The sequence below is a fragment of the Maribacter aestuarii genome (assembly GCF_027474845.2).
Classification (GTDB): Bacteria; Bacteroidota; Bacteroidia; order Flavobacteriales; family Flavobacteriaceae; genus Maribacter; species Maribacter aestuarii.
The window spans coordinates 336,861-357,303 of sequence record NZ_CP107031.2 but is presented as its reverse complement, the minus strand read 5'-3'; the positions used below and the strand labels follow the sequence as shown (position 1 = coordinate 357,303).

Annotated in this window: 14 protein-coding genes, 2 tRNA genes and 1 pseudogene; 11 read left to right on the top strand and 6 right to left on the bottom strand. The window is 39.2% G+C overall.

The window, feature by feature from the left end; all coding sequences use genetic code 11:
• Positions 1-2,442, bottom strand: a complete 2,442-nt coding sequence (gene thrA, locus N8A89_RS01490; protein ID WP_289644748.1) for a bifunctional aspartate kinase/homoserine dehydrogenase I — start codon at positions 2,440-2,442, stop codon at positions 1-3.
• Positions 2,443-2,705: 263 nt separating this feature from the next.
• Between thrA and N8A89_RS01485 the strand changes: the two genes are divergently transcribed.
• Positions 2,706-4,247: an NAD(P)H-hydrate dehydratase gene (locus N8A89_RS01485; RefSeq protein WP_289644747.1), complete on the top strand. Its 1,542-nt coding sequence runs from the start codon at positions 2,706-2,708 to the stop codon at positions 4,245-4,247.
• Between the two features lie 33 nt (positions 4,248-4,280).
• Here the strand turns inward: N8A89_RS01485 and N8A89_RS01480 are convergent, their stop codons facing one another.
• Together N8A89_RS01480 and N8A89_RS01475 are read right to left on the bottom strand one after the other, a co-directional pair.
• Positions 4,281-4,682 carry an STAS/SEC14 domain-containing protein gene (locus N8A89_RS01480; RefSeq protein WP_281540667.1) on the bottom strand — a complete coding sequence of 134 codons (402 nt, stop codon included), beginning with the start codon at positions 4,680-4,682 and terminating at the stop codon, positions 4,281-4,283.
• Between the two features lie 201 nt (positions 4,683-4,883).
• Positions 4,884-7,439, bottom strand: coding sequence for an ATP-dependent Clp protease ATP-binding subunit (locus N8A89_RS01475; protein ID WP_281540666.1), 2,556 nt, complete (start codon positions 7,437-7,439; stop codon positions 4,884-4,886).
• A 257-nt stretch (positions 7,440-7,696) separates the two neighbouring features.
• On the opposite strand from N8A89_RS01475, the gene gyrA reads away from it, so the two are divergent.
• Positions 7,697-10,234: a DNA gyrase subunit A gene (gene gyrA / locus N8A89_RS01470; protein ID WP_281540665.1), complete on the top strand. Its 2,538-nt coding sequence runs from the start codon at positions 7,697-7,699 to the stop codon at positions 10,232-10,234.
• A 32-nt stretch (positions 10,235-10,266) separates the two neighbouring features.
• Positions 10,267-11,529, top strand: a complete 1,263-nt coding sequence (locus tag N8A89_RS01465) for a tetratricopeptide repeat protein (protein ID WP_281540664.1) — start codon at positions 10,267-10,269, stop codon at positions 11,527-11,529.
• Positions 11,530-11,579: 50 nt separating this feature from the next.
• Here the strand turns inward: N8A89_RS01465 and N8A89_RS01460 are convergent, their stop codons facing one another.
• Together N8A89_RS01460 and N8A89_RS01455 are read right to left on the bottom strand one after the other, a co-directional pair.
• Complete coding sequence (locus tag N8A89_RS01460) at positions 11,580-12,332, bottom strand: C40 family peptidase (RefSeq protein ID WP_281540663.1); 753 nt, start codon at positions 12,330-12,332, stop codon at positions 11,580-11,582.
• A gap of 19 nt (positions 12,333-12,351) precedes the next feature.
• Positions 12,352-13,527 carry an acetyl-CoA C-acyltransferase gene (locus N8A89_RS01455; RefSeq protein ID WP_281540662.1) on the bottom strand — a complete coding sequence of 392 codons (1,176 nt, stop codon included), beginning with the start codon at positions 13,525-13,527 and terminating at the stop codon, positions 12,352-12,354.
• Between the two features lie 125 nt (positions 13,528-13,652).
• Here N8A89_RS01455 and N8A89_RS01450 point away from each other — a divergent pair.
• The 3 genes and pseudogenes from N8A89_RS01450 (at position 13,653) to N8A89_RS01440 (ending at position 16,011) form a co-directional block, all read left to right on the top strand.
• Positions 13,653-15,688: pseudogene (locus tag N8A89_RS01450) on the top strand (HD family phosphohydrolase).
• 110 nt (positions 15,689-15,798) lie between these two features.
• Positions 15,799-15,887 (top strand) — tRNA-Ser (locus N8A89_RS01445).
• A 49-nt stretch (positions 15,888-15,936) separates the two neighbouring features.
• Positions 15,937-16,011 (top strand) — tRNA-Pro (locus N8A89_RS01440).
• Between the two features lie 434 nt (positions 16,012-16,445).
• Here the strand turns inward: N8A89_RS01440 and N8A89_RS01435 are convergent.
• On the bottom strand, positions 16,446-16,883 hold the full coding sequence (locus tag N8A89_RS01435) for an Lrp/AsnC family transcriptional regulator (protein WP_281540661.1): 438 nt from the start codon (positions 16,881-16,883) through the stop codon (positions 16,446-16,448).
• A gap of 124 nt (positions 16,884-17,007) precedes the next feature.
• Here N8A89_RS01435 and N8A89_RS01430 point away from each other — a divergent pair, with 124 nt between their 5' ends.
• From N8A89_RS01430 to N8A89_RS01410, 5 genes are read left to right on the top strand one after another with little or no spacing between them, the layout of a single operon-like run.
• Positions 17,008-17,526, top strand: coding sequence for a DinB family protein (locus N8A89_RS01430; RefSeq protein WP_281540660.1), 519 nt, complete (start codon positions 17,008-17,010; stop codon positions 17,524-17,526).
• Positions 17,527-19,308, top strand: a complete 1,782-nt coding sequence (locus N8A89_RS01425) for a S41 family peptidase (protein ID WP_289644746.1) — start codon at positions 17,527-17,529, stop codon at positions 19,306-19,308.
• A 2-nt stretch (positions 19,309-19,310) separates the two neighbouring features.
• Positions 19,311-19,601, top strand: a complete 291-nt coding sequence (locus N8A89_RS01420; protein ID WP_281540656.1) for a DUF1272 domain-containing protein — start codon at positions 19,311-19,313, stop codon at positions 19,599-19,601.
• Complete coding sequence (locus N8A89_RS01415; protein ID WP_289644745.1) at positions 19,598-20,074, top strand: hypothetical protein; 477 nt, start codon at positions 19,598-19,600, stop codon at positions 20,072-20,074. Before N8A89_RS01420 ends, N8A89_RS01415 begins: the two co-directional genes overlap by 4 nt.
• Positions 20,071-20,421 (top strand): nuclear transport factor 2 family protein, encoded by a 351-nt coding sequence (locus tag N8A89_RS01410; RefSeq protein ID WP_281540655.1) that lies wholly within the window; start codon positions 20,071-20,073, stop codon positions 20,419-20,421. Before N8A89_RS01415 ends, N8A89_RS01410 begins: the two co-directional genes overlap by 4 nt.
• Positions 20,422-20,443: the final 22 nt, after the last annotated feature.

The window sequence follows — 20,443 nt, the reverse complement described above, 5'->3', positions numbered from 1 at the left end:
TTAAAAATTTCCTATCCTTATAACATCAGCAAAGATTCCTGAAGCAGTTACATCAGCACCTGCACCTGCACCTTTTATGATTAGAGGCTGATTGGGATATCTTTCTGTATAGAAGAGTACAATATTGTCACTTCCTTCTAAATTATAGAAGTCATGTCCTTTAGGAATTTCCTGTAAACTAACACTTGCCCTTCCATCCTGAAATTGTGCAACGTATTTAAGTTTACTGTTGTTAGCCGCCGCCTTGTTATATATATCTTGAAATTCACTTTCGTACTTGACCAAGGATTTGAAGAAATCCTCATTATTCTCAGACTTAAGACTTTCTTCCGGTAAAAACGACTTGTTCTCAATATCATCTATTTCCAAAACATTCCCACTTTCTCTGGCTAAGATTAATATTTTTCGCATCACATCAATTCCGCTAAGGTCTATTTTTGGGTCCGGTTCGGTGTAACCTTCCTCTTGAGCTTGTTTCACCACATCATGGAAAGTGGTTTTGTCATTGAAATTGTTAAAGACAAAATTTAAACTTCCGGATAACACCGCTTGAATTTTTAATATTTTATCTCCTGAAGCTATGAGGTGTTTCAATGTATCAATAATGGGCAATCCAGCACCAACATTAGTTTCAAACAAAAATGGTGCGTTATATTCGCGGGCCAGCGTCTTTAAAGTTGCATAATTTTCATAATTTGACGAACAGGCAATTTTATTACAGGTGACTACAGAGATACTATTACCTAAATAAGCCCTGTAAGTAGAGGAAACCGCTTCACTCGCCGTATTGTCGACAAAAATACTATTTCGGAAGTTTAAGGAATTCACTTGATGGAAGAACTGGTCTTTCTCCGCCTTCTCACCACTTGCCAGTGTTTTTTCCCATGAATTTAAGTCGATGCCCTTTTCGTCAAAGATCATGGTCCTTGAATTGGATATGCCAATGACCCTTACATTCAATTTCAAGTTATCCTTTAAGTACTTTCGCTGTAATTTAATCTGGTTCAGGAATTTGGAGCCAACATTACCAACACCCATCACGAAAAGGTTTAATTGCTTTACATTTTCCTCAAAGAATTCCTCATGCAAGGCATTCAATGCCTTCTTCACATCCTTTTCATCAATTACGCAAGAAATGTTCCTTTCAGAGGCGCCCTGTGCAATAACCCTGATATTAACATTGTTCTTTCCAAGAGTACTGAACATCTTACCGCTTAATCCTTGGTGACTTTTCATGTTGTCTCCTACTAAGGCAACTATGGCAAGGTCCTTTTCGGGCTGTACGCTTCTTATCCTTCCCCGTTCAATTTCGTAGACAAAGGCCTCGTTCACAACCTCCTTGGCCTTTTCAATATCATCCGCAGAAATCCCCACACAAATAGAATGTTCGGAAGATGCCTGCGTGATAAGAACTACACTAATATCCGCTTGGGAAAGCACTTCAAAAAATCGTTTGGATATCCCCGGAATCCCAACCATTCCAGGACCTTCCAAAGACAGTAAGCCCATGTTGCCAATATGGCTAATACCGCGTACCGTTTTTCCTTTTTCATTTTTGGACTGCGTAATCAACGTACCTTTTTCCTCTGGGCTAAACGTATTTTTTATTACAATCGATATTCCCTTGGCCAATACCGGTTGTATTGTCGGTGGATACAGCACTTTGGCTCCAAAATGAGAGAGTTCCATCGCCTCCTCATAAGAAATATGAGGAATAGTCTTCGCCTGTTTAACCATTTTCGGATTGGCGGTGAACATCCCGCTCACATCTGTCCATATCTCTAACATTTCTGCGTCTATTGCAGCGGCATATATGGCCGCTGTGTAATCTGATCCGCCGCGGCCAAGAGTAGTGGAATCCCCATTTTTGGATGAAGCAATAAAACCAGGACAGACTATTATTTCTTTACCGGATTGGTTAAAGTGTTCGGTACAATTGGCATTCGTAGTTTTAAAATCCACGTTATTTTTACCATTTGCTTTAAAAGTTTTTATAAGCTTCCTACTGTCCACGTACCCACAATTCATATTCTCGCTCATAAAGTACTCGCTGATGATATATGAAGATAATAGTTCCCCGTAGCCTACTATCTTATCGGAAAGTTTCTCCGTAATTTCTCCAATGAGAAATGCGCCCTCCAAGAGGGTTTCCAAAATGTTAAGTTCACTTTTGACTTTACTAAGTAACCCGCTTTGGGCGGTAACCGGGATTAAGGTCTTAATAGCGCTCAAATGCCTATTTTCTATGGTTTTAAGGGTATTCCTATATTCAATGTCCTGCTTTGCGGCAAGGGCACCTGCGGCTAAAAGTTCATCGGTTATTCCACCAAAGGCGGAAACCACCACTACAATGGTATCATCGTAATCGGCGATGATATTTTTTATTTTAACAATATTTTCTGGGCTGGCTACCGAGGAACCACCAAATTTTAAAACTCTCATAATGATATACTATTGACTTCGAAAGAATTGTTTGTGTTATAGAACACAGGGATGGAGGTGTACATTTTATTACCCCACAGGGGTAAACCATAGCGTAGTAATGCCAAACGTATTGTTTACAAAGGGAGAAACTAATTTTAAGTCTGTTGCTGTGTAGACCATAGTAAATAGTTGAACGTCAAAAGTAGTACATTTGGTCTGCTAATCAAACGTTTCTACAAATTTTTGCGGAATCGTTATTTTTTGTTAAACCTGATTATAGAATGAAGCTTTTTACCGCAGAACAAATCTATTCCGCTGATAAATTCACAATTGAAAAACAGCAGATTACCAGCGATGAGTTAATGGAACGCGCCGCCATACAAATTTTTAACTGGATGCACTTACGTTTGCAGGGAGCACCCGTTAAAATTCATTTGTTCTGCGGTATTGGCAATAACGGAGGCGATGGTATTGCATTGGCCCGGCATTTACAGGAGCATGGTTACGACATTAGTGTTTATGTAGTTAATTACAGTAAGAAACGTTCCAAGGATTTTCTAATAAACATGGAACGCCTTAAAGAACGCAAAGTGTGGCCCGAGTTTTTGGATTCCGATTGTGAATTTCCACCAATTGGAAAAGAAGATATTATCTTAGACGCCATATTCGGTATCGGGTTGAATAGGCCTCCAGCTGATTGGGTCGTAAAATTGATTGCCCATTTGCATAAATCGCAAGCTTTCATTCTTTCCGTAGACATACCATCAGGATTGTTTACCGATAAGGTGCCTAAAAATAAGGAAGCTGTTGTTAAGGCCAACTATGTGCTGAGCTTTCAAGCCCCGAAATTAGTTTTCTTCCTTCCCGAAACGGGAATCTATTTGAAGCAATGGGAGGTTTTGGACATTGGACTGGACAAAGAGTTCTTAGGAAATACCGAAACGCAACATCAATTAATAGCCAAAAACGAGGTGCTAGCACTATATATCCCACGAGCTAAATATTCGCATAAGGGCACTTATGGACATAGTTTGATAGTAGGTGGGAGTTATGGAAAAATAGGCGCAGTACAATTGGCGGCAAAATCAGCTTTACAGATAGGAAGTGGTTTGGTTACCGCCTACTTGCCAAAATGTGGATACCACAGTATACAAACTTCGGCACCAGAGGTAATGGTCATTACGGATGGAGAGGAAGTTATTTCAAATATCGATATCAATATTAAACCAAATGCAGTTGGCCTTGGAATGGGCATGGGAACAGAAAAGGATACGCTTAATGCTTTACAGACTTTTTTGAAGGACAACACACTCCCCTTAGTAATTGATGCGGACGGTTTGAATATGTTGGCCGAGCACAAGGAATTATTATCCCTACTGCCCAAAGAATCAATCCTAACGCCGCATCCTAAAGAATTGGAAAGATTGATAGGGAAATGGAAGGACGATTTTGATAAACTCAACAAAACCAAAACCTTTTCAAAAAAATATAATTGTATAGTTGTTATAAAAGGTGCCCATACAATTACTGTACATCAAGACAAAGGATACGTAAATACTACGGGTAACCCTGGTATGGCAACGGCAGGTAGTGGAGATGTTTTGGCCGGAGCTTTAACGGGACTTATAGCACAGGAATATTCACCTTTGAATGCCGCTATTTTTGGGGTGTACCTTCATGGTAAGGCTGGAGATACTGCTGTGGAGAAAACAGGTTATCAAGCGCTTACAGCTTCTGATCTAATTGAGAGCTTCGGCGATGCATATTTGGACCTTTTTAAACTTCCTGATCCGCCGCAAAAAGAGGAAAAAAAGTCTGAATAACTATTTATTTTGCAAGAATTGAAAATTCAATATTTATTTAGTTCTTACCCTTCGTTTAACCCACTTAAGTGCGTTATCAAATTCTATAAAGAACTTCATGGGTTTTTTGTAGAAAAGCTTTTCTATTTTGAAGTTGTGCATATCAATTTCCTTCACCGAGACAATAGCAAAAGCTTTTAAATTATCTAGTTCTTTAAGATAATTATAGATGGTTGGATCAATGGCATAGGAATTTTTGCGCAGACTTATGAAGCCAAAATTTCTATCCCTAAAATGAATTTCTGAAATTCCGATTATTTGGTAGGCGCGCTCCAAAGTTAAGGTTGCCCCTTCATCAAACATTGATACCATATAATCATTGTATACCTGTACCGTTCCTATTTCCAATTCATACTCTCTAACAATTATCTTTTTCTTCGCAGATCCAACGCTCATTTGATGTGTATTATAGTGTCTGAGACGAAAATAATCCGTTACAAGCCCTCTTTATAAAATATTAGATTAAAAGCCTAAATATCGTTCGTACTGCGTATAGCTAGAAAGTCTTGTATTTTTATTCTTACGTTACTAAATCAATTGTAAGAAAAAAGGAGTCCTTTATCAGGACTCCTTTTAAAAAATTAAAGCGTTTATAAATTATTCTGTTTTAGAGGATTTTTCGGCTTTTTTAATTTTAATGGTAAGCTCCTCCTTCTTTTTATCCAAATCCATGAAAATGGTATCACCATCTTCTAATTTAGAATTCACAATTTCTTCCGCCAAAGCATCTTCAATATATTTTTGAATTGCTCGTTTAAGAGGTCGGGCACCATATTGCTTGTCAAAACCTTTTTCGGCGATATAATCCTTTGCGTCGTCTGAAAGGTTGAGATGATATCCTATGTCCTTAATGCGATTATAAAGCTTAGCCAATTCAATATCGATGATTTGATGAATATGCTCCCTTTCTAATGGGTTAAACACAATTACATCGTCAATCCTATTTAAAAATTCTGGTGCAAAAGCTTTCTTCAAGGCATTTTCGATAACACCTTTTTGATACGAATCTTCTTGTGACTTTTTGGCAGATGTACCAAAACCTACCCCTTGACCAAAGTCCTTTAATTGTCTTGCGCCAATATTCGACGTCATAATAATTATCGAATTCCTGAAATCGATTTTTCGTCCCAGACTATCCGTTAAATAACCATCATCCAATACTTGCAAAAGCATGTTGAAAACATCTGGATGTGCTTTTTCTACTTCATCTAATAATATTACGGAATATGGTTTTCTTCTAACTTTCTCGGTTAGTTGTCCTCCTTCTTCATATCCAACATACCCTGGAGGCGCACCAACCAATCTTGATATCGCAAATTTCTCCATGTACTCGCTCATATCGATTCGTATGAGGGCATCCTCGGAGTCGAACAATTCTTTCGCCATTACTTTGGCCAACTGTGTTTTACCAACACCGGTCTGTCCTAAGAAAATAAAAGAACCAATAGGCTTGTTTGGGTCTTTGAGACCGGCCCTGTTTCTTTGTATTGCTTTGGAAACTTTTGCCACGGCCTCATCCTGTCCAATAACGTTGGCTTTTATAAGACTTGGTAATTCAGCTAACTTATTGCTTTCGGTTTGTGCGATCCTATTTACCGGAATTCCGCTCATCATGCTTACTACATCGGCAACATTATCCTCAGAAACGGTTTCCTTGTTCAATTTCGAATCGTCTTCCCAACGTTCTTGTGCAATGGCCAACTCTTTTTCCAGACTCTTTTCGTCATCCCTTAGCTTGGCAGCTTCTTCGTATTTCTGTTTTTTGACGACACTGTTTTTCAATTCCCGAACGTCCTCAAGCTTCTTTTCCAATTCCAAAATCTGTTTGGGCACGTCCATATTTACGATATGAACCCTAGAACCTGCTTCGTCTAGTGCATCAATAGCCTTGTCCGGTAGAAATCTGTCCGTCATGTATCTGTTGGTAAGTTTAACGCATGCCACAATGGCTTCATCGGTATAACTTACATTATGATGGTCCTCATATTTTCCTTTAATGTTATGTAGGATTTCGATGGTCTCGTCAACTGTGGTAGGTTCTACGATAACTTTTTGAAAACGTCTTTCCAAGGCGCCATCTTTTTCTATGTACTGTCTGTACTCGTCCAAGGTAGTAGCACCGATACATTGAATTTCACCCCTTGCCAAGGCTGGTTTGAACATGTTGGAAGCGTCCAGACTTCCGGTTGCACCACCTGCACCAACAATAGTGTGTATCTCATCAATGAACAGAATAACATCGTCATTCTTTTCAAGCTCGTTCATGACGGCTTTCATGCGCTCCTCAAATTGTCCTCTATATTTAGTACCCGCAACCAGGGATGCTAAATCCAAGGTTACGACACGCTTGCCGTAAAGAATACGGGATACTTTTTTGTTTATAATTCTCAGCGCCAAACCTTCGGCAATTGCACTCTTCCCAACTCCAGGTTCTCCTATAAGTAAAGGATTATTTTTCTTCCTTCTACTTAAAATTTGGGATACCCTTTCAATTTCTTTTTCGCGACCTACAACGGGGTCTAGTTTATTTTCCTCTGCAAGATGGGTCAAATCCCTGCCAAAATTGTCCAACACCGGAGTTTTGGATTTCTTGGCTCCCTTTTGACTTGAAGATGTGCCGAAAGTACTTTCTTTTCCTTCGTTGGCTTCATCGGAATCATTACTGGGAAAGGACTCTGAGGTAGGACCGTCTACAATATCATCATCACTTGTAATCATAAACTTGAACTGCTCCTTAACTCCATCATAATCAACCTTCAGTTTATGCAATAACTTGGTAGTAGGGTCATTCTCGTTCCTCAAAATACAAAGTAGTAAGTGGGCCGTATTAATTGAAGAACTTTGAAATAGTTTCGCCTCTAAAAATGTAGTTTTTAAAGCTCTCTCCGCTTGTCGCGTTAAATGTAAATTCTTTTTATCTTTTTGAACTCCACTGGCATTAGGATTGGACGGACTAAGAATCTCTACTTTTCTTCTCAAATGTTCCAAATCTACCTCAAGCGCGTCCAATATGCTAATGGCCTTTCCATTACCATCACGCAACAGACCAAGCATCAAATGCTCGGTGCCTATGAAGTCGTGGCCAAGTCGTAACGCCTCTTCTTTACTGTAAGCAATTACATCCTTAACCCTAGGTGAAAAATTATCATCCATAAAATATATTATCAACTATAAAATTACTAAATCTCAATCAATACTAGGCAAATACCATACCTATATTCGTTAAAGTTATTCTAATTGATTCAAAAACTAATCTTTTTTAAAGTATTTGAACGTATAATTATTAACTAAAGTATACAAGGTTAGTGTTAATAAATTATTGAATAAATACGTCTGCTTGTTCTTTGAAGGCCGTGATTTTGCGTATATTGGCATGCTTTTTTACTAATAAAAAAACATAAGATTTTAAAATGGCGGAAGGTGAAAAATTGATTCCTATTAACATTGAAGATGAAATGAAATCTGCCTACATCGATTATTCGATGTCGGTCATTGTGTCACGTGCCCTACCCGATGTCAGGGACGGCTTAAAACCCGTGCACCGTCGCGTTCTTTATGGAATGCACGAACTCGGGGTAAGGAGTAGCAGCGCACATAAGAAATCTGCCCGTATCGTCGGGGAGGTTTTAGGTAAGTACCACCCTCATGGGGATACCTCGGTGTACGATACCATGGTGCGTATGGCACAGGAATGGAGTTTAAGATATATGCTCATAGATGGCCAAGGAAATTTTGGTTCAATAGATGGTGATAGCCCTGCGGCAATGCGTTACACAGAGGCACGTATGCGAAAGATTGCGGACGATATGTTGGCAGATATTGAGAAGGATACCGTGGACCATCAATTAAATTTTGATGATTCTTTAATGGAGCCTACTGTGCTTCCTGCTAGGGTGCCTAATCTATTGGTTAACGGAGCATCTGGTATAGCGGTAGGAATGGCAACCAATATGCCGCCGCATAACCTTTCAGAGGTGGTTGACGGTACTGTCGCATACATTGAAAATAACGATATCGAAATCGATGAGCTAATAACCCATATTAAAGCACCTGATTTTCCTACGGGGGGCATTATTTATGGTTATGATGGCGTAAAGGAAGCCTTTCACACCGGGCGGGGCCGAATAATGATGCGTGCCAAGGCCACTTTTGAGGAAGTACAGGGCAGGGAGTGCATTATCGTTACCGAAATACCGTATCAGGTCAACAAGGCCGATATGATTAAGAAGACGGCAGATCTGGTCAACGATAAGAAAATTGAAGGTATTTCGACCATACGGGATGAATCTGATCGTAACGGCATGCGTATCGTTTATATACTTAAGCGTGATGCAATTCCGAATATTGTCCTGAATACGCTTTACAAGTACACTGCGCTACAGACTTCTTTTAGTGTAAATAATATTGCATTGGTTAAAGGGAGACCTCAGCTGTTGAATGTTAAGGAGATGATCCATCATTTTGTTGAGCATCGTCACGAGGTTGTGGTAAGGCGTACGAAGTTTGAATTGAAAAAAGCCGAAGACCGTGCACACATCTTAGAAGGACTTATTATAGCCTCGGATAACATTGACGAGGTAATCGCAATTATTAGAGCGTCTTCCAATGCGGACGAAGCCCGAGAAAATCTTATGGAGCGCTTTAAGCTCACCGAGATACAAGCGAAAGCTATAGTGGAAATGCGCTTGAGACAACTTACCGGACTGGAACAGGATAAGTTGAGGTCTGAGTATGATGACATCATCAAAACCATTGCAGATTTAAAGGATATTCTAGACAAGAAGGGGCGTAGGATGCAGATTATCAAAGATGAACTTCTTGAGGTTAAGGAGAAATATGGAGATGAGCGTCGTTCAGAAATAAATTTTGCAGGTGGGGATTTGAGCATGGAGGATATGATTCCTAATGAGCAGGTTGTTATTACCATATCCCGTGCAGGATATATTAAGAGGACACCATTATCGGAATACAAGACACAGAACAGGGGAGGGGTAGGTCAAAAAGCTTCTTCTACGCGTAATGAGGATTTTTTGGAATATCTATTTGTGGGTACCAACCACCAATACATGCTGTTCTTTACCCAAAAGGGAAAATGTTTCTGGATGCGTGTTTTTGAAATACCTGAGGGAAGTAGAACTTCAAAAGGAAGAGCCATTCAAAATCTGATCAATATTGAGCAAGATGATATGGTAAAAGCCTTCATCTGTACACAAGATTTAAAGGATGAGGACTATGTGAATAGTCATTACGTAATTATGGCTACCAAAAAAGGTACTGTTAAAAAGACATCCTTGGAACAGTATTCTAGACCACGTCAAAATGGTATCAATGCCATAACTATAAAGGACGGGGATGAACTTTTAGAAGCTAAATTAACCACGGGTACAAGTCAGATTTTCTTGGGATTGAAATCCGGGAAAGCCATTCGCTTCGAGGAAAGTAAGACGAGGCCGATGGGTAGAAATGCATCCGGGGTCCGCGGTATTCGATTGGCGGATGATAACGATGAGGTAATCGGCATGGTTTCCGTTCACAACTTTGAGGACGAGTTGTTGGTCGTTTCCGAAAACGGATATGGAAAACGTTCCAGTATTGAAGATTACCGCATTACGAATCGAGGCGGAAAGGGAGTAAAAACCATTAGTATTACTGAGAAAACGGGTAATCTAGTAGCCATTAAAAATGTTACGGACTCGGATGATCTTATGATAATCAATAAATCCGGCATTGCCATACGAATGAGTGTGGAGGACCTTCGAGTTATGGGAAGGGCAACTCAAGGTGTGAAACTCATTAATATTAAAGGCGATGATTCCATTGCCGCGGTTGCCAAAGTCATGAAGGATGAGGACGACTTGGACGAAACCAACATTCTCGATATGGAAGTAAAGACCGAGGAAGATGGCACGGGAATTGATAATAGTGATACCGAAGAAACGGAATCTTAAATTTTTAAACACTAATAATTAATATATCAAAAATGAAAACTAATATTTTAATACTTGCGGCACTTTCCTTCACAATGGTTGGTTTCGCACAGAAAAGCGAAATAAAAGATGCTGAAAAAGCATTAAAGGATGGTGATGCCGCTGCCGCCAAAACGGCGATTGAGTCTGCGGCGGGATCAATTGGAGCAGCAGATGAGAAGTTACAAGCCCAATACTATTTCACTAGAGGGAAGATTTATACGGATTTAGCTAAGAAAGGCAACGACAGTGCTTTTCAGGAAGCCGTAGACTCCTTCAAAAAGGTGTTAGCCTTGGAAGAAGCTTCGGGAAAAGCTAAATATTCAGATGAAACAAATCAATATATCGCATCCTTGACGGCAGATTTGGTCAATTCCGCGGTAACAGATAATGGAAATAAGAAGTTTAAAGAGGCGGCTGAAAAATTATATATGAGCTATAAAATAAGCCCACGAGATACTTCTTATCTTTATTATGCTGCCAGTAGTGCAGTAAACGGAGGTCATTATGAGCAAGCTCTGAAATATTACAAAGAATTACAAGATATAGGATACGATGGTAGTGGAATTGTTTATAAGGCAACCAATGTCGCTTCCGGGGAGGTTGAGGAAATGGATAAGGTGCAAAGAGATTTAATGGTTAAATCCGGTGCCTACTCCGACCCGATCGATGAGAAAACTCCGTCTAAAAAAGCCGAAATTGTAAAAAACACAGCTTTAATTTATACGCAACTTGGAAAAGATGACGAAGCTCTGGATGCATATAAAGCGGCAAGAGCCAACGATCCTAATGATGTAAACCTTATTTTGAACGAGGCCAACTTGTATTTTAAAATGGGGGACAAGGAGAAATTTAAATCTTTAATGGCAGAGGCAATTTCTGTTGCACCTGATAACCCAGATTTGCACTACAATGTAGGTGTGATTAGTATGGAGCAAGGTGATTTTGAAGAGGCTAGAAAATCTTACAAAAAGGCAATTGAGCTAAATCCTGGTTATACCAATGCATACTTGAATCTATCAACAACATACGTGAATGAAGGAAACGGATTGATAGATGAGATGAATTCATTAGGTAATTCTCGTGCGGACATTGCCAAATATGATGAACTAAAGACTAAAAAGGATGATTTGTTTACAGAAGGTGCTGGAATCCTAGAGGCCGCCTTAAAGACCAATCCAGATAATCAAGCAGTACTGACACAGTTAAAAAATATATATGGGGCAATGGGAGACAACGAAAACTTTATGAGAGTAAAAAAGTTACTCGGAGAATAGGTTACGTGATTATTCAAAAAAATAGAAGGTCCTTTTGCAAGGGCCTTTTTTTATATTACTTTTTTAATGACACGAAGTTGATGGGTATAGTTCCTAATGTCGTTATTAAAAATTCCCGTATGGTCCAAGCGGTCTATTCTAACCCTGCCGTTAACATGGATAATATAGTTGTTTTCCATAATAATTCCTACATGGTCTATGGTTCCCGATGCATTATCGAAAAAGGCTAAATCCCCTGGCTCGCTTTCTTCCACGAAGCTCAATGCAACACCTTGTGCTGACTGGTCATAGGCAGTGCGCTGTATGTTATAGCCATTAATTTTATAAACTATTTGCGTGAATCCTGCGGAATCTATTCCAAAGGGAGACCTACCTCCCCACAGATCCGGCGAGTTCAAATAGAGCAAAGCAATTTTTACTAAATTGTTCTTTTCCTGTTTTGATTTGATACTGCTGCCCTCAAAGCTGGTGGGTAGTCTTTTTGATTTAATAATTGAAGACCCAAGAAGAATGGGGATTAGAATACCGGTATTACTTTCAACATAGGATATTAAATCCGTACAATGTTCATTTTCTTCTGAGTGCTGAATTTTCTCATATTCATCTTTTGAAATAAAATCAATTTGTCCATTTAGTACCCAACCTTCCAGTTTATCATGAGCCGTTCTTATTTTTGACCAATATTTGCGAGATTCAAGAATTTTGAAATGTTCTCCGAATAATAATTGGGAAGTCATCTCAGCGGATGCTTCAGGAGCATTTCTTACCGGAATAACACTAAGTGGGCAGATACCGTATTGCATGAATTAGTTTTCCGGAAAATTAGGTCCTTTCCAAAATGATTGCCGATGCGCCTCCGCCACCATTACAAATAGCAGCAGCCCCAATTTTGCCATTGTTCTGTCCTAGAACGTTGAGCAAGGTCACTAAAATTCTTGCTCCCGAACATCCTAGGGGATGTCCAAGAGAAACGGCACCTCCATTAACATTTACTTTATCATCACTTAGGCCCAATAATTTCATATTGGCAAGACCTACAACCGAAAATGCTTCATTGAACTCATAATAATCTACTTTTTCCATAGCAATCCCTGCCTTAGAAAGTGCTTTCGGTAATGCCTTTGCCGGCGCCGTGGTGAACCATTTTGGTTCCTGTGCAGCATCTGCATAACCCTTAATCGTTGCTAGTGGTTTTAGGTTCAGTTCCTTGGCCTTATCCGCACTCATTAAAATAAGTGCAGCGGCACCGTCGTTTATAGTGGAAGCGTTTGCTGCTGTTACGGTACCGTCTTTTGAAAAAGCAGGTCGTAGATTGGGGATTTTTTCCAGTATAACATTTTTATATTCCTCATCTTCCTCCACCATAATCGGTTCCCCTCTTCTCTGTGGAACGGCAACGGGTACAACCTCGTTTTTGAAATTGCCCTTTTTCCACGCGGCTGCTGACCTCTTGTAGGATTGGATGGCAAAATTATCCTGGTCTTCCCGTGTAAATTCATATTTTGTTGCACAGGCATCAGCACATACGCCCATGGCATTCTGATCATATACATCTACCAGGCCATCTTTTTGCATACCATCGGTTAGCGAAGAAGGCCCGAACTTCGTAGCCGTTCTTAGATGCACATAGTGCGGAATAAGACTCATGTTTTCCATTCCTCCTGCAACAATTATCGATGCATCACCAAGGGCGATGGATTGTGCCGCCTGCATAACTGCTTTCATTCCAGAGGCACATACCTTATTTATTGTAGTGCATGGTACTGTATCTGGTATTCCTGCATAAATGGCAGCTTGCCTTGCCGGAGCCTGCCCGGTTCCAGCTTGTACAACATTGCCCATAAGTACCTCTTCTACCAATGCTGGGTCTAAATTAATTTTTTCTAAAGCGCCCTTAATGGCCACAGTACCTAATTTAGGGGCCGGAACCGTTGAAAGCGCTCCCATAAAACTACCAATTGGGGTCCTAACTGCGGAAACTATAACTACCTCTTTCATATGTCTACATGATTAATCGTGGCGAAATTAATAAATTCTTATCCAAACCTATTGTAATGCGGTCAATTCCTTAATTTCAGTTTATAATTTTCTATTTTTGAAGAATTCACTACTAATCTTATCTCTTGGACAATCTTTACAAAAATCAGTCGCTGATATATAAGTATATTCTATATGTGGTGGCTGTGGGATTCATCGTTTTTTTCTTTCCAAAGGGAGGGAAATTTAAATATGAATTTCAAAAAGGAAAGCCATGGCAGTTTGAAAATTTATACGCCCCTTTTGATTTCTCCATAAAGAAAACCGACCAAGAAGTTGCGGAAGAAAAGAGACAGATTTCTGAAAACCAGCTGCCTTACTTCAGGTATAACCAACAGATTGTAGATGAGGTCTATTCTCAGTTCAATACCAAGTTTGACAGCCAATGGTCCGAGAGTAACCTGCCAAAACGCAGCATTACCTATTTACGGAATATTTCGAAGACTATTTTAGACTCCCTCTACAAGCCTGGGATTTTGGAAAAGTCAGGTGGGTTGAAGGGGCATAGTTTTATGTTTTTAATTAGGAACAATGAGGCGGTCAAAGTTCCTATTTCTGAGTTTCACCGGGTAACTACCGCCGATGAATACATAAAGACTGTTCTAAAAGAAAAAAACCTGCAGATGTATGAGAGCGAATTTCAAAAACTTTTTTTGATTTAATCGCTCCTAATGTGCTTTATGATAAGGATTTATCTCAAAAGGCAAAAGAGGATGCTTTAAATGATATTTCTTATTTGAGGGGGATGGTCGATGAAGGTAAATTGATAATTGCCAAGGGAGAGGTTGTGGAGGCTGAAAATCTCAAGATTTTAGAGTCATTAAAGGCTGAATATGAGTCGGAACTATGGACCGCAAATAACTATTATTTTATTCTTGCCGGTTACACGGTACTGGTAGCATTAGTACTCATAATGCTTTTCTTGTTTCTTAAGAAATACAGAAAAGAGGTCTATGCCAACAATACGAAGGTTACGTTTATCTTTTTTAATATTCTTTTATTGGTATTCATTACTACGATGATGGTAAAATATAATGAAGCTTATGTCTTTGTAGTGCCTCTTTGTATTCTACCCCTTGTACTTAAAACATTCTTTGATGCGCGATTAGGTCTTTTTGTCCACGTACTAACCGTACTAATTTTGGGTTTTGTGGTTCCTAACAGTTTCGAGTATATTTTTCTTCAAATCATAGCAGGGATTGTTACTATACTTACTGTATCGGAACTTTATAAGAGGGCTAATCTTTTCGTTTCCGTTGGGCAGATTACACTTATATATGTAGTGGGTTATTTGGCTTTCCATATCATACAAGAAGGAAATCTTAACAATATTGAGTGGTTTACTCTAGGTCTATTTTTTCTTAATGGTATGATTACACTGTTTGTACAACCGCTCATTTACATTTATGAAAAACTTTTCGGACTCGTATCCGATGTTTCTCTTTTAGAGCTTTCGGACACGAACTCCAAACTCTTAAAAGAACTCTCAAATAAGGCTCCCGGTACGTTCAATCATTCGCTGCAAGTGGCAAATTTAGCGGAGGCCGCTGCGAATCAAATAGGAGCCAACGCAATGCTCGTACGCGTTGGTGCTCTTTATCACGATATCGGTAAAATGAACGATGCAAACTATTTTACCGAGAATCAAATTACCAACGTTAATCCGCATGATGAAATTAGCCCAAAGGACAGTGCACGTATAATAATTGACCATGTCATTAATGGAATTGAACTGGCCAGAAAAAATAATCTTCCGGATAGAATTATTGATTTTATAAGGTCGCACCATGGTACTACTTTGGTTTATTATTTTTATAAAAAACAAAAGGAATTGGGGGAAGATATAAATGAAGAAGATTTTAGATACCCCGGTCCTTTACCTTTTTCAAAGGAAACGGCCATCTTAATGATGGCAGACTCTGTAGAGGCGGCCTCTAAGAGTCTTAAGGACCCCACTTTCTTAATAATTGATGAATTCGTGGAAAAAATCATCTCTGGGCAGATGAAATTAAACCAGTTTTTAAATTCGGATATAACTTTTAAAGAAATTGAAATGATTAAGAAGGTTTTCAAAAAGAAACTAACGAATATTTATCATTTGAGAGTTGAATATCCAGAGTAAATAGGTGCTGTTCAAAATTTTTAAAAAATCCAAATAAATAGTTGCTTTGTAGGGTTGAAAAAATGTACATTTGCAACCGCTTTCGGGCGAATGTTCATAATATTTTTTAAGGAGAGGTGCCTGAGTGGCCGAAAGGAGCGGTTTGCTAAATCGTCGTACCCTAACAAGGGTACCCAGGGTTCGAATCCCTGTCTCTCCGCAAGAGTCTGTGTGAGAAGATAGATTTTTATTGAAATTGATAACCAATTCGGGGTGTAGCGTAGCCCGGTTATCGCGCCGCGTTTGGGACGCGGAGGTCGCAGGTTCGAATCCTGCCACCCCGACGAATTGAATATAAAACCCTGAATTTCAGGGTTTTATATTTTATAAAAATCCCAAAATCCTATAAAATTCAAGCTTCAGCGAGACCTATTCGGTTACTTGTTTTATCCTGCACTTTGCCAAACCCCCATTTTTAATGATGTTGCTGGTCCAGGTTCTCGGGGAACACGGATTCGGACCAAAAAAGAAAACGAAAAATAAAAGCATAAGCTTAATTTCTCATAGTACTGCATGCCCATTTAGTTTTCGTAAAGCTTCCTATAAAAAGATAATTAGCGATAATATTTAAAGAGACCAAGAATGCGGCACTTTGGGAAAAGAAAAACTTATTTTTCCAAGTTTCAAAAAAAGTCTTTTTAAAGACGATATCTTCCAAGATTTTAAAATTGTAATCATTATAATAAACTGTAAACACTTTACAGAATATATTACTTAGTTAAAATGGCTCTTGGTAAACCTTATTTTTAACAATTGAATTTAAAATTAAAGATGTAGTAAGTTCTCCGTAAGCCGCCAATCTGGAATTAAGATCCTCCAAATGTTTGGCATCCCTAACATGTCCCTTCATCAGCATGCAGTCCCTCCCTGTCAATTTGTGGCATTCGCTTATTTCTGGTACGGATGGTATAAACTCCTCGAATCTAGGAGTTTGGCCGAATCGGATTTTGATGGAAATATAAACCCCTAGAGAGTAACCCAATTTGTCCAAGTTTACCTTTGTGTTATACGATCCGATTATTCCTGCATCTTCCAACTTTTGAATGCGCTCGGCTACCGTAGGAGAAGCAAGTCCGACGGCTGCTGCAATATCCTTTAAGGCTACTCTTGCATTTTCTTGTAACATTTCTAAAATTTTCCAATTTATCGAGTCCATGTTCATTACTAATATTTTTTTACTGTATTACCTTACAAAATTAGGAAATTTATATTTATTGCATAATTATATAAATAAAAGTTTAGATTTTCATAAGTAACTTTGTGTTATAAAATCGTGCGGTATGACTACCAATGACATTTCTCCGGAAGAATTTGACTCTTACTACGGAAGGTATATTTATAAATTGGATGACAATTTATCCTTACAAGACAGTTTTGAGAATGGGAAAATCAAGATCGTCAATTTTTTCGGTAACATTCCAGAAGATAAACTATCGTATAGATACAATACCGATAAATGGAACTGTAAAGAAATACTACAACACCTAATCGATACCGAGCGGATATTTATGTACCGCTGTTTTCGAATTGCCAGACATGACAAGACGGAACTGGCCGGTTTCAATCAAAATATTTATATCCAGCCATCACGTGCTAATGAAAAAAGTCTGGACGAACTGATACAAGAGTTCCAAGCGGGTCGGGAGCATTCCCTATCACTTCTAAATAGTTTAAGCGATACGGATTTGATACAGGTAGGAAGTGCAAACGGCGGTCCGATGTCCGCAAGGGCAGCGGCATTTACGATAACCGGTCACGAAATATGGCATATGGAGATAATAACGGAAAAATATTTATAAATGATATTTAAAAAAACATTTGTTTTTTCTCTATTGGTTGGTGTTTTAGCTAAAATAGGGTTTTCCCAAGATAACAGTATTACGTTTCAAGTAGATGATGTGCCTGAAGCCTCAATGGATGTTTTGGGCATACGGGGTAGCGTAGCCCCCCTGTCATGGGAAAAAACCCTATTTCTGGATAATGCAAAAATAACACTTGATTTTTTGGCCGATGTTAAAACGGTCGAATACAAATATGTGTGGGATCGAGACGGTGACATAGCTTGGGAGGGAATCGATAATAGAACACTTACTTTTCCCCTTGGGGAAAGTACAATAACAGATATTTGGAACAAGGAGAAGCCCGTTGATATTATAAGCCTAGATGCTATTTCCTCCGAAAATCTAATGAAGGATTACGCTTTGTTGGAAGAAATGGTTCTACAGGTGCATCCCGGAACCTATCGCTACGCATCTAAAGAGGATATCAAAGCTGAGTTGCAGGCTCTGAAGGCTAAATTCAAAAAATCTAGGTCGATCGGGGGCGCTTATTTGGCCATGTCGAAAGTGACCGCAGTCATTCAATGTGATCATACCAAGGTCGGTTTCAATAATCAGGGCAGGATTGTGAACAGCATCATCCACGAACAGGAGGACAAATTACCCTTCACGTTCAAATGGTTCGATGACCGTATGATCGTTGGATTAAACGCTTCCAGCAAGAATCTGCTCAAAAGGGGAACAGAGGTAATGAAAATCAACGGTATTCCAGTTTCTAAAATTAAAAGTGAACTGATGTCCTATGTGGCGGCGGACGGTGCTACGGATAAGAATAGAATCGCAAAACTGGAGGTGGACGGTTTCGATTTTAGGTACAATGCATTCGACGTTTTTTTTCCGCTCAAATTCCGATTGAAGAACAACCAATTCAACATTTTACTGAAGCATGATGAAAAGGAATATAAGGTGGATGTGCCGGGAATGCATCGTGAACAAAGGGCCAAGATACTTGCGGAACGTTACCCTGAATTCCCCTACCATAGGGACGACACTTGGGTATTTGAAATTAAGGATGGCGTAGGGGTTTTGACCCTAAATTCCTTTGGACTTTCGGGTTGGAAAGCCATGACCATTGATTATAAAGAGTTTTTGGCCACGGCTTTTGTCAACTTAAAAAAACGGAATATTCGTAAGCTCATTATCGATATTCGCAAAAACGCCGGGGGATTGGACGAAATGAAGAATGAACTTTTTTCATATCTACCATTTGACCGAGAGAAGGTGGAATTATTTCCTAGGGAAGGTAGAACTCGTTTTTTACTATTTCCTGAAATACTAAAGCCGCACATTAAAACATGGGGTGAAAATCCGTGGTTCTATAATTTAAAAAATCCTGATGCCAGGGACGGCGTATATTATGTTTTTGAGGAAAAGAGGGAAAACAGGATACCAAAGCCCGCCAAGGAAGCTGTTTTTGAAGGAGAGGTATTGCTGCTTACTGCGCCCACCAATACTTCCTTGGCCTTTTACACGGCACGAGACTTTAAACAATTTGCAATAGGAAAGATAGTCGGTGAAGAAACGGGTGGTAATCAAAGAGAAATCAATGGAGGGCAAATCGTCTTTTTGACGCTACCCAATTCAGGTATTGAAATCGATTTTCCAGTTATGGGTGCGTTTGCCAAAAAGGAGATGCCCAATTCTGGGGTCGTTCCCGATTATTTGGTAAAGACCACTGCTAGTGATTTTGCATCCGATAAAGATGCGCAGATGCAAAAAGCGATGGAACTCCTAAACGATTGACCATGCTAGAAATACGACCCAATTGTGAACATTGCGGGAAAGATTTACCGAACAGTTCAACAGAAGCAATGATTTGCAGTTTTGAGTGTACGTATTGTAAAGATTGTGCTCTTGACCTTTTAGAAAATGTATGCCCAAGCTGTGGTGGTAATTTTCAGCCAAGACCGATACGGCCTAAAGTAATGTTGGCCAAGTATCCAGCATCGGAAAAACAAGTCCATCTACCGAAGAACAAGGGTAAGATTGAAAAGATGAAAGTGAGATATAGATTAATAAAACCGGAAAAGCGATGAACACAACTTTTGAAACCTATAAACCGCGGAATATTTTTTTTAGTGGATGGACTCCTTTCGATGAATGGACGGTCAAGACTTATAAAATTACCAATCGGGAACACTTCTCATCCAATGAAATATTTGAGAATATTATAAGGCATCTTCCGGTTTGGTTAAAACAGATTGAGAATTCACAATTACCTATATACAAACAGGCCTTTCTCATCGTACATGAGGCTCGTGAGGGTGTTTGGATATTGTTGAATTGGTGGACTGGTGGAGAGATGGTCGAGACTAAAGTATTTTTTTCAAGTTTTGATTCTCCAAATATCATAACAGCTTCCCCCTACAATACAAATTCGCTGTTATGTGTTTGGGAGTTGGAGGTTTTTGCACACGAGCGCAAGTCTTGGATAGTAAATGTGCTATCAAACCCCCAAATGCCTGATTTTGAAAATTATAAACATGATGTTTTTAATACGAAGAGATGACACAGGAAATTATGAAAGGATTCGCTGATGCTTGGTCCGATAAGAACGTATCTGCCGTGATGTCTTATTTTACGAAGGACTGTGAGTATCGTCCCTCTATCTATGAAAGAAATAAGGAATGCCTGAAGGGCAAAGAACAAGTTGAGAAGGCCATTATGGAAATCATGCAGTTTGATGATTCTGTGCAATCCGTCGTTTACAACGGACATATTGATAAGGATATTGGTTTTTGGGAATGGGAATATGTAACTGCGAAGGGTACGGTCATAAAAGGCTGCGATTTTTTTCGGTTTAAAAATAATTTAATCAAAACTAAAAATGCCTATCGAAAACAAATCAAAAGTTGATGGATTGCGCTTCTTGATAAGT